This window comes from Pseudomonas moorei, assembly GCF_042846945.1.
Taxonomy (GTDB): domain Bacteria; phylum Pseudomonadota; class Gammaproteobacteria; order Pseudomonadales; family Pseudomonadaceae; genus Aquipseudomonas; species Aquipseudomonas moorei.
In genome coordinates this window covers 1,504,037-1,518,313 of sequence record NZ_AP035776.1, presented here as the reverse complement: position 1 = coordinate 1,518,313, position 14,277 = coordinate 1,504,037, and the positions used below count along the sequence as shown (strand labels likewise).

Annotated in this window: 13 protein-coding genes; 10 read left to right on the top strand and 3 right to left on the bottom strand. The window is 60.7% G+C overall.

The genetic code is table 11. From position 1 onward, the window contains the following. The first annotated feature begins 8 nt into the window (after positions 1–8). The 3 genes from tauB (at position 9) to tauD (ending at position 2,548) form a co-directional block, all read left to right on the top strand. Positions 9–803: a taurine ABC transporter ATP-binding subunit gene (tauB, locus tag ACGJAX_RS07180; RefSeq protein WP_390958118.1), complete on the top strand. Its 795-nt coding sequence runs from the start codon at positions 9–11 to the stop codon at positions 801–803. Next, entirely contained in the window at positions 800–1,633 is an 834-nt protein-coding gene (tauC, locus tag ACGJAX_RS07175; protein WP_090327849.1) for a taurine ABC transporter permease TauC, read from the top strand. Before tauB ends, tauC begins: the two co-directional genes overlap by 4 nt. 72 nt (positions 1,634–1,705) lie before the next feature. Continuing rightward, entirely contained in the window at positions 1,706–2,548 is an 843-nt protein-coding gene (tauD, locus tag ACGJAX_RS07170) for a taurine dioxygenase (RefSeq protein WP_390958116.1), read from the top strand. Positions 2,549–2,707: 159 nt separating this feature from the next. Here tauD and mgrA read toward each other — a convergent pair whose 3' ends face one another. Next, positions 2,708–3,745, bottom strand: coding sequence for an L-glyceraldehyde 3-phosphate reductase (gene mgrA, locus ACGJAX_RS07165; RefSeq protein ID WP_090327844.1), 1,038 nt, complete (start codon positions 3,743–3,745; stop codon positions 2,708–2,710). 437 nt (positions 3,746–4,182) lie between these two features. Between mgrA and ACGJAX_RS07160 the strand changes: the two genes are divergently transcribed. Then, complete coding sequence (locus ACGJAX_RS07160) at positions 4,183–4,443, top strand: hypothetical protein (RefSeq protein ID WP_090327842.1); 261 nt, start codon at positions 4,183–4,185, stop codon at positions 4,441–4,443. Between the two features lie 8 nt (positions 4,444–4,451). On the opposite strand, the gene betT is transcribed toward ACGJAX_RS07160, so the two are convergent. Both betT and epsC read right to left on the bottom strand, forming a co-directional pair. After that, the gene (gene betT / locus ACGJAX_RS07155; RefSeq protein WP_390959811.1) at positions 4,452–6,407 is read right to left on the bottom strand and encodes a choline transporter BetT; all 1,956 of its coding nucleotides are present in this window, start codon (positions 6,405–6,407) and stop codon (positions 4,452–4,454) included. 401 nt (positions 6,408–6,808) lie between these two features. Next, positions 6,809–7,735 carry a serine O-acetyltransferase EpsC gene (epsC, locus tag ACGJAX_RS07150; protein WP_090327837.1) on the bottom strand — a complete coding sequence of 309 codons (927 nt, stop codon included), beginning with the start codon at positions 7,733–7,735 and terminating at the stop codon, positions 6,809–6,811. 197 nt (positions 7,736–7,932) lie between these two features. Here epsC and ACGJAX_RS07145 point away from each other — a divergent pair, with 197 nt between their 5' ends. The 6 genes from ACGJAX_RS07145 (at position 7,933) to ACGJAX_RS07120 (ending at position 14,263) form a co-directional block, all read left to right on the top strand. Further along, entirely contained in the window at positions 7,933–8,955 is a 1,023-nt protein-coding gene (locus ACGJAX_RS07145) for a D-cysteine desulfhydrase (RefSeq protein WP_390958113.1), read from the top strand. Positions 8,956–9,202: 247 nt separating this feature from the next. Next, positions 9,203–9,997: a cystine ABC transporter substrate-binding protein gene (gene tcyJ, locus ACGJAX_RS07140; RefSeq protein ID WP_090327831.1), complete on the top strand. Its 795-nt coding sequence runs from the start codon at positions 9,203–9,205 to the stop codon at positions 9,995–9,997. After that, complete coding sequence (gene tcyL, locus ACGJAX_RS07135) at positions 9,997–10,662, top strand: cystine ABC transporter permease (RefSeq protein WP_090327828.1); 666 nt, start codon at positions 9,997–9,999, stop codon at positions 10,660–10,662. The genes tcyJ and tcyL overlap by 1 nt, the downstream gene beginning before the upstream one ends. Positions 10,663–10,666: 4 nt before the next feature. Continuing rightward, positions 10,667–11,422, top strand: coding sequence for an L-cystine ABC transporter ATP-binding protein TcyN (gene tcyN, locus ACGJAX_RS07130; protein ID WP_390958111.1), 756 nt, complete (start codon positions 10,667–10,669; stop codon positions 11,420–11,422). 466 nt (positions 11,423–11,888) lie between these two features. After that, positions 11,889–12,653 carry a hypothetical protein gene (locus ACGJAX_RS07125; protein ID WP_390958109.1) on the top strand — a complete coding sequence of 255 codons (765 nt, stop codon included), beginning with the start codon at positions 11,889–11,891 and terminating at the stop codon, positions 12,651–12,653. A gap of 368 nt (positions 12,654–13,021) precedes the next feature. After that, positions 13,022–14,263 (top strand): SfnB family sulfur acquisition oxidoreductase, encoded by a 1,242-nt coding sequence (locus ACGJAX_RS07120; RefSeq protein ID WP_390958107.1) that lies wholly within the window; start codon positions 13,022–13,024, stop codon positions 14,261–14,263. Positions 14,264–14,277 lie beyond the last annotated feature (14 nt).

The window sequence follows — 14,277 nt, the reverse complement described above, 5'->3', positions numbered from 1 at the left end:
TCATCGCCATGGCCTTGCTACAGCTGGAGCGCATCAGCGCACAGTACCCTGGCAGCCCGGAACCGGTGCTGGCGGATATTTCCCTGAGCCTGGGGCCCCGGCAATTGCTGGTTGCCCTCGGCCCGTCCGGCAGTGGCAAGACTTCGCTGTTGAACCTGATTGCCGGTTTCGTCGAACCCAGCGCCGGGCGCATCACCCTCGACGGCGTGCCCGTCAAAGGCCCGAGTGCCGAACGCGGCGTGGTGTTCCAGGACGACGCCCTGCTGCCCTGGCAGGACGTGCTGGCCAACGTCGGCTTCGGCCTGGAACTGGCCGGCATTCCTCGGGACAAACGCGAAATCCGCGCCCGGGAAATGCTCGCGCTGGTAGACCTTTCCGGATTTGAACACCGCCGCATCTGGCAACTGTCCGGTGGGCAGAAGCAGCGCGTCGGCCTGGCCCGCGCCCTCGCTGCCGACCCACGGGTTCTATTGATGGACGAACCCTTTGGCGCCCTCGATGCGTTCACCCGCGAGCAGATGCAGGAACTGTTGCTGCAAGTCTGGCGGCGCACGGCCAAACCGGTGTTCCTGATTACCCACGACATCGAAGAAGCCGTGTTCCTCGCCACCGACCTGAATCTGCTGGCGCCCAATCCGGGGCAAATCGTCGAGCGCCTGAGCCTGGACTTCGGCCAGCGTTACGCGGCCGGCGAGTCGGCACGGGCGATCAAATCCGACCCGCGCTTTATCGAAACCCGCGAACACGTGCTCGCCAGAGTCTTCTCCCAACGCAGCGCCGCCCAGCGGCAGGAGCGCGCATGAGCAGCTATGAAATTCCGGCCGTTGCGGTAAAACCCGGCGCTTCGGTGATTCCGGTTCGTCGCACTTTGAGCACTCGCTGGATCAGCGTGCTGACGCTGATCGCCCTCGTGGTCCTCTGGTGGGCCGTTACCGCGACCGGTTTGATTGAACCCTTGTTCCTGCCTCCACCGTCCGCCGTCCTGCAAAAAGGCTGGTTGCTGGCCACCAGCGGCTACATGGATTCGACCCTGTGGCAGCACCTGGGCGCGAGCCTCAGCCGCATCGGCCTGGGCCTGGGCTTCGCGGTGCTGAGCGCCGTACCGGTTGGCATCGCCATCGGTCACAACCGCATAGCTCGCGGCGTTCTCGATCCGCTGATCGAGTTCTACCGCCCGATTCCACCGCTGGCCTATCTGCCGCTGATCGTGATCTGGTGCGGCATCGGCGAGCTGTCGAAAGTGCTGTTGATCTACCTGGCCATTTTCGCCCCGATCGCCATTGCCACCGCGACCGGTGTTCGCACGGTCGACCCGGCAAAATTGCGCGCCGCGCAGTCGTTGGGCGCGACCCGTGCACAGTTGATTCGCCATGTGATTCTGCCCAGCGCGTTGCCGGATATTTTGACCGGTGTGCGCATTGGTCTGGGTGTGGGCTGGTCGACACTGGTCGCCGCCGAATTGATCGCCGCCACCAGCGGCCTGGGTTTCATGGTGCAGTCGGCCGCGCAGTTCCTGGTCACCGATGTGGTGGTCCTGGGGATTCTGGTGATCGCGCTGATCGCCTTTGCCATGGAGATGGGCTTGCGCGCCCTGCAACGCAAACTCGTGCCATGGCACGGCCAGGCCCACTAAAAATTGCCGTGTGAAAAACCTGTGGGAGCAAGCTCCCACAGGAGTCAACACTCAGAGTTGAAGAGAACCACCATGAGCCACCTGACCATCACCCCACTAAGCTCCGCCCTCGGCGCGCAGATCAGCGGCGTCGACATCAGCCAGCCACTGAACCTGGAACAGCGCGACGCCATCGAGCAAGCGTTGCTCAAGCATCAGGTGCTGTTCTTCCGCGACCAACCGATCACGCCCCGGCAGCAAGCGCGTTTCGCGGCCAATTTCGGTGATCTGCACATTCACCCGATCTACCCGAACGTGCCGGAACAACCGGAAGTGCTGATCCTCGACACCGCCGTCACCGACGTGCGCGACAACGCAATCTGGCACACCGACGTGACCTTCCTGCCCACCCCGGCGATGGGCGCGGTGCTCAGCGCCAAGCTGCTGCCGGAGTTCGGCGGCGACACCCTGTGGGCCAGCGGGATTGCGGCGTACGAAGCCTTGTCGGCGCCGGTGAAAGCCTTGCTCGAAGGGCTGACCGCCACCCACGACTTCACCCGTTCGTTCCCGCTGGAGCGCTACGGCAATACGCCAGAAGCGTTGGCCCAATGGGAAGAAGCACGGCGCAAGAATCCACCGCTGTCGCACCCGGTGATCCGTACCCATCCGGTGAGCGGGCGCCGTTCGTTGTTCGTCAATGAAGGGTTCACGTCGAAGATCAACGAGCTGTCGGAAACCGAAAGCGAGGCGATTCTGAAGTTCCTGTTCGCCCACGCCACCCGGCCGGAATTCACCATTCGCTGGCGCTGGCAGAAAGACGATATCGCGTTCTGGGATAACCGCGTGACACAACATTACGCGGTGGATGATTACCGGCCGGCGCGGCGGGTGATGCAGCGGGCGACGGTGTTGGGGGATGTGCCGTTTTTTCGCTGAACTCCAAGTGCAGTGTTGATTGTCCCGGCCCCATCGCGAGCAGGCTCGCTCCCACACTGGTTCTGTGTTGACCAAAATTTTGCGGTCAACCGCCATCCCTGTGGGAGCGAGCCTGCTCGCGATAAGGACGGAGCAGACGCCAGAAGACCTGGCTGACGGTTACTCAGCCGTCGAAGGCTTCTCCCAAAGATTGATCCCACCCTCCTGGGCAAACCGGTCGATCTCCGCCAGCTCCTGCTCACTGAAACTCAAATTCTTCAACGCCCCGACGTTCTCGATAATCTGCTCCGGCCGGCTCGCACCGATCAGCGCCGAGGTTACGCGCGGGTCGCGCAGGGTCCAGGCCAGGGCCAGTTGCGCCAGACTTTGACCGCGACGCTTGGCGATCTCGTTAAGCGCACGCACGTGGGCAATGTTGGCCTCGGACAGGTGCGAAGCCTGCAACGAAGCACCGCCAGGACGATTGACCCGTGCATCCGCCGGCACGCCGTTGAGGTACTTGTCGGTCAGCAAACCCTGGGCCAGTGGCGTGAACGCAATCACACCCGTGCCAAGTTCGTCGGTGGTATCGAGCAGGTCTTTTTCCACCCAGCGATTGAGCAGGTTGTAGGCCGGTTGATGGATCAACAGCGGGACTTTCCACTCTTTGAGCAACGCCGCCATTTCGCGGGTCTTCACCCCGGAATAGGACGAAATGCCGATGTACAGCGCCTTGCCCTGTTGCACCGCGGTGGCCAGTGCGCTGGCGGTTTCTTCCAGCGGGGTGTCCGGGTCGAAACGGTGGGAATAGAAAATGTCCACGTAATCCACGCCCAGGCGCTGCAGGCTCTGGTCGAGGCTGGCCAGCACGTACTTGCGCGAACCGCCGCCCTGACCGTAAGGGCCGGGCCACATGTCCCAACCGGCCTTGCTGGAGATGATCAGCTCATCGCGGTATTGCTTGAAGTCCTCGCGCAGCAAACGCCCGAAGTTGATCTCGGCGCTGCCGTAGGGCGGGCCGTAGTTGTTGGCCAGGTCGAAATGGTTGATGCCCAGGTCAAACGCGGTGCGCAACAACGCACGCTGGGTATCGATCGGCGTGCTGTCGCCGAAGTTGTGCCACAGGCCCAGGGACAGCGCCGGCAGCACCAGCCCGCTGCGGCCCACGCGGCGGTAAGGAATGGAGTCGTAGCGGTTTTCGGCAGCGGTGTAAGTCATCGAATCCTCTCTTGTCTGTCTTGAATCTGGTATCGACTGCTTCGCCAGTCGCCCAGCATACGCTTAGACAAACGCCAGAAAAGCCCGGCGTCGACCAATTGCTGAAACGTTTCACAGAATTCATCGTTTGATCTTCATCCGGCCCCCGCAAACACCTCCCCCAAACACCGGCATCGGTGACGGTGGTGTGTCATTGAGGAATTTCATCCCGGGTGAATGGGCAGATCCTGCGGGTCAAGGGTGGGTTGGTTTAAGGCCGGGCCCGCCTGACCTATGCTCAGTAGTGGTATTGATGACTTGGCTTGCACTGACACCGTCGTGACCCCAATCGCGAGCAGGCTCGCTCCCACAGGGATCGCAGTGATCTTTGTGGGCGCGAGCTTGCTCGCGATCGCGGTTTGTCGGGCATTGCTCATCTATCGGACGGAACACAGACCATGCACACCACCATCATCATCACCTTTGGCCTGATCCTCCTGGCGCTGATGCTGTTCATCGGCGAGAAAATCGGCTTCACCCGCCAGACCCTGGCCTACGGCTTTGTCGCACTGTGGCTGGCGCTCACATTGATCAATTCCGCGGTCGGCATGGTTCACGCCGGTCAGCCATTGAGCACCGAAGTGGTGGTCGGCACCGTGGTGTTCAGCGTCCCGGTGGCGGCGCTGGTGCTGTTCATGGTGCTGACCAGCGAAACCTGATCCCCCGATCAACGCACCAGATGCAGGAACTGCATGTGCCGCTCGTACTGATCAAGGATGTCGTTGATGATCTGTTCCTTGGTGTACCCCACCAGATCGTAGTTCTGACTGCCCTCGCTCAAATGCACTTCGGCCCGGTAATAACGACGGTTGTTGAGCTCCTTGGAGCCCATGCCGCCGCGGGCAAATGACGGCGTGAAGTAGCCACGCATCTGCACCTGATAAACAAACGGATGTTCATCGCCGTGACCAATTTCCAGGCTGACGTTGTCATTGGCCGGGTCCGGCTGTGTGATGACCTTCAGGCCCTTTTCGACGAACACCGCCGAGACTTCTTCAATGGCCGGGCGCACCGTCGAATCGAGGAAGCGATAGACCTCGTCCCGCGACGGGAAATGCACCGCCTGACTCAAACGCTGACGCCAGCCGCCGCGCCGCGAGCCGGACACCGGCGCCAGGGAATGCAACTGCGCGATCTGCTTTTGCGACTCCAGGTAAAACGCTTTGTGCAGCCCCCACATCATCAACAGCAAAATCAGCGAGAACGGCAGCGAAGTCAGCACCACCGCCGACTTCAGCGCATCGATGCTGCCGGAGAACAGCAGCGCACTGGTCACCAGCGCCGTCATCGCGCCCCAGAACACCCGCAGCCATTTCGGCCCGTCTTCGTCCGGGTTGCCGCCCTTGGCGGACAGCGTCGACAACACCACCGTGCCGGAGTCGGCCGAAGTCACGAAGAACACGAAGCTGATGAACACCGTGACCGCAATCACGGTTTTGCTCCACGGGTAGGTTTCCAGCAGCAGGTACAGGGTCATCGACGGGTTATCGATGGCCGACATGCCCAGCGCACTCATGCCGTGGTTGAGCACTTGATCGATGGCGCTGTTGCCGAAGATCGACATCCACGCCAGGGTGAAACCGAGCGGGATCAACAGCACGCCGAAGACGAATTCGCGGATGGTGCGGCCGCGGGAAATCCGCGCGATGAACAGGCCCACGAACGGCGACCAGGCAATCCACCAGGCCCAGTAGAACACCGTCCAGCCGCCGAGCCAGTCGCTGGGTTTGTCGTAGGCGTACAGGTCAAAACTCTTCATCGGCAAGGCGCCGAGGTAGTCACCGAGGTTCTGGATCAGGGTATTGAGCAGGTGCTGCGTCGGGCCGGCGAACAACACGAACAGCAGCAACGCGCAGGCCAGCAGCATGTTGATGTCGGACATGACCCGCACCCCCTTATCGACGCCGGACACGGCAACGATGATTGCCGCCCCCATCATCAGGGTGATCAGGCCGACCTGAATCCACTGGGTGTGGGCGATGCCGAACAGGTAGTCCAGGCCCGAGTTGAGGTGCAGCACACCAAAGCCCATGTCCGCACCGAGACCGAACACCGTGGCGATGATGCCGAAGCCATCCACCGCGTAGCCGATCGGCCCATTGATGCGCTTGCCAATCAGCGGATACAGCGCCGAACGCAAGGCCAGCGGCAGGTTATGGCGGTAGGCGAAATACGCCAGCGCCATGCCGACGAAAGCGAACACACCCCAGCCGTGCAGCCCCCAGTGCAGAAACAGAATCTGCATCGCCTGACGCGCCGCGTCCGCCGTGCCGGCCTCGCCTTGGGGCGGTTGCAGCATGTGGGTCAGCGGTTCGGACACACAGAAGAAAAACAGGGTGATGCTGATGCCGGCGGCGAACAACATGCCGGCCCAGGACAGGTAGCTGAACTCGGGCTCGTCGTGGTCGGCACCGAGCTTGATCTTGCCGTAGCCGGACAAGGCGGTGACCACCACGAAGACCAGATACAGCGTCATCGCCAGCATGTAGTACCAGCCGACCGTATTGGCCGCCCAGTTTTGCGCCGCCAGCAACCAGGCACCGGCTTGTTCAGGCAGGGCGATGACCACGACGCCGAACAGCAGAATGAAACTCGCCGCAAAGTAGAACACCGGCGGATTCATGCGGACCAGGCCGCTTGGAGGGAGGGACGATGCACTCATGAACGGTGCACCTCGAAGGGGTAAAACGTGGCTGTAGAAATCAGACTCAGCAAAGGCAAGCCTCCTGTTGTGAGCGGGCGGCGAACCACCGGTTTAACTTGAATGAACGTTCAATTTAAACATGGATAGGGTGCTAAGGACTAATCGCAGGGCTCGGCGGTCGTTTTCTTGTGCCAGTTCAAGGGAGGGTATGAGGCAGGATTAAATCAAAGCCGTTAGCTCGATTCGGCATGAAATCCAATCGCGAGCAAGCTCGCTCCCACCGCGGATCTTCAGTGAACCATGACTGTGAACACCCGAAAATCCTGTGGGAGCGAGCTTGCTCGCGATGAGGGCCTGTCAGTCAGCCAGGATTTCTGGAATTACTTCTGCGCCCCATCATCATGCTGCAGATTCGCCTGGGTCAGGTTGCTGCCCGCCGGCACGCTGCGGGTCAGCCAGACGTTGCCGCCAATGGTCGAACCCTTGCCGATGGTGATCCGTCCCAGAATCGTCGCGCCGGCATAGATCACCACGTCATCCTCGACAATCGGGTGACGCGGCTGGCCCTTCTGCAACTGACCGTCTTCGTCCGCCGGGAAGCGCTTGGCGCCCAGGGTCACGGCCTGATAAATCCGCACGCGCTCGCCGATGATGGCGGTCTCGCCGATCACCACGCCTGTCCCGTGGTCGATGAAAAAACTGCGGCCAATCTGCGCGCCGGGGTGAATGTCGATGCCGGTGGCCGAGTGGGCGATTTCCGCGCTGATCCGCGCCAGCAACGGCAAACCGGCGCGATACAAATGGTGAGCCAGGCGATGGTGGATCACCGCCAGAATCCCCGGATAGCACAGCAATACTTCATCGACGCTGCGTGCCGCCGGGTCACCGTGATAGGCCGCCAGAACATCGGTATCGAGCAGGCTGCGCAACCCCGGCAACGCGAGGGCGAAGTCCTGGATGATCTGGATGGTCCTGGCCTCGACCTCGGTGTCGACCTTGGCGCTGTGGCGCGCGGCGTAGCGCAATTCGAGCCGCGCCTGAGCCAGCAAGGCATTCAGTGCGACGTCGAGGGTATGGCCGACGTAGAAGTCTTCACTTTCCTCGCGCAGGTCCACCGGCCCCAGGCGCATGGGAAACAGCGCACCGCACAAGGCTTCGAGAATCTCCGCCATGGCCGCGCGGGACGGCAATTCGCGCCCTCCCTGCTCGGTGCTGGCACGGCCGTTTTGCGCGCGCCACTGGTCACGTGCCGTGCGCAGCTGGCTGACGATGCTCTGCAATTGCCAATGGCTGGAACGCTCACTCACGGTAAAAACTCCTCACGGGCGGCCGGACAGTCTGGCCGCGTCAAAGGCAAATACTTTACGGCAAGGGCCGTGAGCCAAATTAAGAACCAATTGTGCTGTGTTAAGCACTGTTGGCTATAAGCGATTGGTGGTTGGCGGTTGCCGCTTCAAATAGGCGTGCCTATAGTCCACACATCTCCCACCGCCAGTACGGAACCATGTTCAATCAAGAGCCGTTCAATCAAGAGCCGATCAAACAACAGCTTGCCCGCTTTAACCGTCTCGACCTGCTCGGTCAGCCCACCGCCCTGGAAAAGCTCGAACGCCTGTCGACCTGGCTGGGCCGCGACCTGTACGTCAAACGCGATGACCTGACACCACTGGCCATGGGCGGCAACAAGCTGCGCAAACTCGAGTACCTGGCCGCCGATGCCCTGGCGCAAGGTGCCGACACCTTGATCACCGCTGGCGCGATTCAGTCCAACCATGTGCGCCAGACGGCCGCCATTGCCGCCAAACTGGGCCTGGGCTGCGTAGCGCTGCTGGAAAACCCCCTCGGCACCGACGACGCCAACTATCTCGGCAATGGCAATCGGCTGTTGCTGGACCTGTTCGATGCCAAGGTCGAGCTGGTGGAAAACCTCGACAATGCCGACGAGCAATTGCACGCCCTCGCCGCTCGCTTGCGCAGCAACGGCAAAAAACCGTATCTGGTGCCGATTGGCGGCTCCAATGCGCTGGGCGCCCTGGGTTATGTGCGTGCCGGGTTGGAACTGGCGGAACAGATCAAGGACACCGGCCTGAATTTCGCCGCCGTGGTGTTGGCCTCGGGCAGCGCCGGAACCCACAGCGGCCTGGCATTGGCCTTGAGCGAAGCACTGCCGGATTTGCCAGTCATTGGCGTCACGGTGTCCCGTAGCGATGAGGACCAGCGGCCGAAGGTACAGGGCCTGGCCGAGCGCACCGCCGAGTTGCTGGGTGTGAGCCTGCCGAAGAGTTTCAAGGTCGAGTTGTGGGACGAGTATTTCGCGCCACGCTACGGCGAACCCAATGCCGGGACTCTGGCGGCGGTGAAGCTGGTGGCGAGTCAGGAAGGCCTGCTGCTGGACCCGGTCTACACCGGCAAGGCGATGGCCGGGTTGCTTGATGGCATCGGTCGTCAACGCTTCGATGAGGGCCCGATCATCTTCCTGCACACCGGTGGGGCGCCGGCGTTGTTTGCCTACAAGGACTTTCTGTAACCGTGAAGATCAAAAGATTGCAGTCGCAGGCTGCGATCTTTTCCACAACGCTCACATATTCCTTTATTGCATAACAAAAATAGAATTTATTATTTTCTAATCTAATAACGCCATCATATAGTCATACCTTAGGCAAATTTGCTGCAAGACGCATACGCTGCTTTAGGGCAGGATATCGCAGTCGTTCAAATCCCGAATTTGCCAACTTTCCTAAAGCGTCTTCCATAAGAAAACACAGGGGCTTGTCATGAATTTTTCCGCACTACGTCGAAATCTGCTGGTAGGTTCGCTGGGCCTGGCGCTGGGCGTCGGTCTGCTGGGCCAAGCGGTTGCCGGTGAGCAACTGCAAAAAATCAAGGACGCTGGCGTGATCAACGTCGGTCTGGAAGGCACCTACCCGCCGTTCAGTTTCGTCGACGCCGACGGCAAACTGACCGGCTTCGAAGTCGAGTTCTCCGAAGCCCTGGCCAAAGAGCTGGGCGTGAAGGTCAAACTGCAACCGACCAAATGGGACGGCATCCTCGCGGCGCTGGAATCCAAGCGTCTGGACGCAGTGATCAACCAGGTGACCATCTCCGAAGAGCGCAAGAAGAAGTATGACTTCTCCGAGCCTTACACCGTTTCCGGGATTCAGGCGCTGACGCTGACCAAGAACAAGGACACCATCAAGACCGCCGCCGACCTGGCCGGCAAGAAAGTCGGCGTAGGCCTGGGCACCAACTACGAAGCGTGGGTGAAAGAGAATGTGCCCAAGGCTGACGTCCGCACCTACGAAGATGACCCAACCAAGTTCCAGGACCTGCGTGTCGGCCGTATCGACGCCATCCTGATCGACCGCCTCGCCGCGCTGGAATACGCCAAGAAAGCCAAGGACACTTCTGCCGCCGGCGAAGCGTTCTCCCGTCAGGAAGCCGGCATTGCCCTGCGCAAAGGCGAGCCTGAGCTGTTGGCCGCTGTGAACAAAGCCATCGACAAGCTGCGCGCCGACGGCACGCTGAAAAAGCTTTCGGAAAAATACTTCAGCGCTGACGTCACTCAATAATGGAAGAAGCTTTTCAACTCGCACTGGACTCCCTGCCCTTCCTGCTCAAGGGGGCCTACTACACGGTCATCTTGAGCCTGGGCGGGATGTTCTTCGGCCTGGTGATGGGCTTCGGCCTGGCCCTGATGCGCCTGTCGCGCTTCAAGCTGGTGAGCTGGATCGCCCGCATCTACGTGTCGTTCTTTCGCGGCACGCCGTTGCTGGTGCAACTGTTCGTGATCTATTACGGCTTGCCGCAATTGGGCATGGAACTCGATCCGCTGCCGGCGGCCCTGATCGGCTTCTCGCTGAACATGGCCGCCTACGCCTGTGAAATCCTGCGTGCCGCGATCAGCTCCATCGAGCGCGGCCAGTGGGAAGCGGCTGCCAGTATCGGCATGACCCGTGCGCAGACCCTGCGCCGGGCCATCCTGCCGCAGGCGATGCGCACCGCATTGCCGCCGCTGGGCAACAGCTTCATTTCGCTGGTCAAGGACACCGCCCTGGCAGCCACCATCCAGGTGCCGGAGCTGTTCCGTCAGGCTCAGCTGATCACCGCCCGTACCTTCGAAGTGTTCACCATGTATCTGGCCGCCGCGCTGATCTACTGGATTCTGGCCACGGTGCTGTCGCACCTGCAGAACCAGTTGGAAGCCCGGGTCAATCGGCACGACCAGGAGTCCTGACCCCATGATTGTCGTGGAAAAACTGACAAAGCAGTTCAAGGGTCAAGTCGTGCTCAACGGCATCGATCTGCAAGTGAAGGAAGGTGAGGTCGTGGCGATCATCGGGCCGAGCGGCTCGGGCAAGACCACGTTCCTGCGCTGCCTGAACTTCCTGGAAGAACCCACCAGCGGCCGGATCAAGGTTGGCGACATCGAGATCGATACCAGCCGCCCGCTGAACCAGCAGCAGAGCCTGGTGCGCCGCTTGCGCCAGCATGTGGGCTTCGTGTTCCAGAACTTCAACCTGTTCCCCCATCGCACCGCCCTGGAAAACGTCATCGAAGGCCCGATCATCGTCAAGAAGATCCCGCACGCCGACGCCGTTGCCCTGGGTAAAAAGCTGTTGGCCAGGGTCGGCCTGGCGGGCAAGGAAGATGCCTACCCGCGCCGCCTCTCGGGCGGTCAGCAACAGCGTGTGGCGATTGCCCGTGCGCTGGCGATGGAACCTGAAGTGATCCTGTTCGACGAACCGACCTCAGCGCTGGACCCGGAGCTGGTAGGCGAAGTGCTTTCGACTATTCGCAGCCTCGCCGAGGAAAAACGCACCATGGTCATCGTCACCCACGAAATGGGCTTTGCCCGTGACGTGGCCAATCGTGTGGTGTTTTTCGACAAGGGCGTGATCGTCGAACAAGGCGAAGCGAAGGCGCTGTTTGCCAATCCGAAGCAAGAGCGCACCAAACAGTTTCTCAGCAAGTTCCTGAATAACGCTCACAACTAAATCCCCTCGCAACAATTGCAAACTTCCATGGATGGAAGTTTCACCCCCTATCAAAACCCCTTTCACACATAATTAAGCAACACACACAATAAGCATCTTTTTGTCAGAGCACACGGTACATATTTATATCCTGCAACAAACACATAACGTCTCCAGGCCGCTCGCCGCCACCCCACACCATCGCCAAAAACCCAAGCATTGCTGGCCCTCATGGTCAATGTCGACGCACCTATAGCGTTTATTAACTTCACTACGTAGGAACTTTCTGAATAACAGCAGATTTTGTATTCGAGCAACTAACGCTATTGACACTTATTCAAGCGAACTCGTATCTAGCCTCCCACCGGCGTCAATCATCACGCGCACTCATTATTTCCACTCAAAGTAATGAACGGTCTTGCTGCTCGACATTAAAGTTTCCGGTTTTCCAGAAACGGACCTCGTTGCAAGACTTCAAGGAGACTCTATGACAAGCACCTCGAACAAAACCGGACTGGCGGCCCCGACCCTGGCGCAATCCCACAAAACCGGCATCAACATCACTTCCGCCGCGCACCTGCTGATTGAGGTGCCCGCCTACGCCACGATGGACGAAGGCGACCTGATCGAACTGTTCTGGAACCACTGCTACGTCGCCTCCCGCGTGCTGACCGCCACTGACGTCGGCCAACCCGTTCAACTGCGCGTGCCCGAGAGCTTCATCGACAATGGCACCTCGCGCATCCACTACCGGGTCATGCAGGTCGGCCGGGGCCCGGCGCTGTCTGCCGCCAGATCCGTACAGATCAAACTCGATTGCCCCGGTGGCCAGCCCTCGGCCCTGTGTGGCGACGAAAACCAGAGCCTGGCACCGGTCAGCATCCCCGAGACGATCCGCCGCCAGGGGGTCAATCCGAACCAGGTCAAGCGGGGGGTGCCGTTAACCATCGAGCCGTACCTGAACATGGCCGCCGACGATGAAATCACCCTGCGCTGGGGTGACGTGCGCATGGACCTGCCCCGGGTCAAGACCAGCGATGTTGGTCAACCGATCCAGGTCTGGGTGCCGCCAGCGATCATCCTCGAAGGCGGCGAAGACCTGCGACTGGAAGTGACGTACTGCATCCTCGACCGCGTGGGCAACAACTCGCGCTGGGCGCCGGCGCGAACGCTGAAGATTGGTTGCGCCAACCCTTACCTCAAAGTCCCGAAGAAAGCCTCCCTCAAAGCAGCCGAAGCCCGCAGGCGATGAGACATTTGCGCCTTGCGCGGCGCTTTTTCTACAGGAGCAAGGCGTGCCCGCGATGGCGATCCAATGGGCGCTATCGCGGGCACGCCTTGCTCCTGCAAAAAGCCAAATCCAGCCTTGAACTGTTGCCCCGGAAACAGCTGTTGCCCCATGAACAGTGGGCGATGACACACTTCTATCTATATTCCTAAAAGTTAGTTCATAACTTATTTATAAACGCTTAGGGTATATAGACCGGACCACCGGACATTCTTGTTTTCGTTCGCCGCACCCCGCGGCGCTTCCATGAGATGTGAGGTAGGTATGGTCCGGAACACAATCACCCCAGTGCAGATCGCCAGGGCATTGCGTGTAGCCAAGGAGTGGCGTTGATGTCCAGTCTGGCAGAAGCAATTGTCCAGAGTGATCTGGACGTCGCCCCGCTGTTGTTGCCCGCGCAGGTGTTGCGCAATGACGCACAAGCGATCAAGGCGGCCCTTGAGCTGGCGCAAGTCGCCCGCCTGCAAGCGGCCAAACGCGACCAGCAGCGCAAGCTGCCGTGGTCGGAAGTCGAACAGTTCACCCGCAGCGGCCTGGGCAGCATCGCCATCCCGCGCGAGTACGGTGGCCCGCAGGTTTCGTTCGTCACATTAGCCGAGGTGTTCGCGATCATTTCCGCGGCAGACCCGGCGCTCGGACAAATCCCGCAGAACCAGTTCGGCATCCTCAACCTGGTGTCCGGCAGCGCCACCGAAGTGCAGAAAAAACTGCTCTTCAAAAGCGTGCTCGACGGCTGGCGCATCGGCAATGCCGGACCAGAACGCGGCAACAAAAACACCCTGGAGCTCAAGGCGCGCATCACCGCCGACGGCGATGGCTATGTCCTCAACGGGCAGAAGTTCTACTCCACGGGCGCGCTGTTCGCGCACTGGGTCGCGGTCAAGGCGCTCAATGACGACGGCAAGCAAGTGCTGGCCTTCGTGCGTCGCGGCACGCCGGGCTTGCGCATCGTCGACGACTGGTCCGGTTTCGGCCAGCGCACCACCGCCAGCGGCACCCTTTTGCTCAACAACGTGCGGGTCGATGCCGAACTGGTGGTGGACAACTGGAAGATCAATGAAAAGCCCAACACCCAAGGCGCCGTCTCGCAACTGATCCAGGCCGCCATCGACGCCGGTATCGCCCGTGGCGCCATCGACGACGCCATCGAATTCGTGAAAACCCGTGCCCGGCCATGGATCGACGCCAAGGTCGACCGGGCCAGCGATGACCTCTACGTGATCGCCGACATCGGCAGACTGAAAATCGAATTGCACGCCGCCGAAGCCCTGCTGCGCAAGGCCGGGCAGGTGCTCGATCAGGTCAGCGCCGCGCCGCTCACCGCCGAGTCCGCCGCTCGCGCCTCGATTGCCGTGGCCGAAGCCAAAGTGCTGACCACCGAAATTTCGCTGCTGGCCAGCGAGAAGCTGTTCGAACTGGCCGGCAGCCGCGCCACCCTCGCCGAGTTCAACCTCGATCGCCACTGGCGAAACGCCCGGGTGCACACCCTGCACGACCCGGTGCGCTGGAAATATCACGCCGTCGGCAGCTATCACCTGAACGGCACATTGCCCGCTCGCCATTCCTGGATTTAACGACCAGAACACTT

Coding starts and splice junctions, on each gene's coding strand:
- tauB (WP_390958118.1), top strand. CDS start 9: ATGGCCTTGCTACAGCTGGAGCGCATCAGCGCACAGTACCCTGGCAGC.
- tauC (WP_090327849.1), top strand. CDS start 800: ATGAGCAGCTATGAAATTCCGGCCGTTGCGGTAAAACCCGGCGCTTCG.
- tauD (WP_390958116.1), top strand. CDS start 1,706: ATGAGCCACCTGACCATCACCCCACTAAGCTCCGCCCTCGGCGCGCAG.
- mgrA (WP_090327844.1), bottom strand. CDS start 3,745: ATGACTTACACCGCTGCCGAAAACCGCTACGACTCCATTCCTTACCGC.
- ACGJAX_RS07160 (WP_090327842.1), top strand. CDS start 4,183: ATGCACACCACCATCATCATCACCTTTGGCCTGATCCTCCTGGCGCTG.
- betT (WP_390959811.1), bottom strand. CDS start 6,407: ATGAATCCGCCGGTGTTCTACTTTGCGGCGAGTTTCATTCTGCTGTTC.
- ACGJAX_RS07145 (WP_390958113.1), top strand. CDS start 7,933: ATGTTCAATCAAGAGCCGTTCAATCAAGAGCCGATCAAACAACAGCTT.
- tcyJ (WP_090327831.1), top strand. CDS start 9,203: ATGAATTTTTCCGCACTACGTCGAAATCTGCTGGTAGGTTCGCTGGGC.
- tcyL (WP_090327828.1), top strand. CDS start 9,997: ATGGAAGAAGCTTTTCAACTCGCACTGGACTCCCTGCCCTTCCTGCTC.
- tcyN (WP_390958111.1), top strand. CDS start 10,667: ATGATTGTCGTGGAAAAACTGACAAAGCAGTTCAAGGGTCAAGTCGTG.
- ACGJAX_RS07125 (WP_390958109.1), top strand. CDS start 11,889: ATGACAAGCACCTCGAACAAAACCGGACTGGCGGCCCCGACCCTGGCG.
- ACGJAX_RS07120 (WP_390958107.1), top strand. CDS start 13,022: ATGTCCAGTCTGGCAGAAGCAATTGTCCAGAGTGATCTGGACGTCGCC.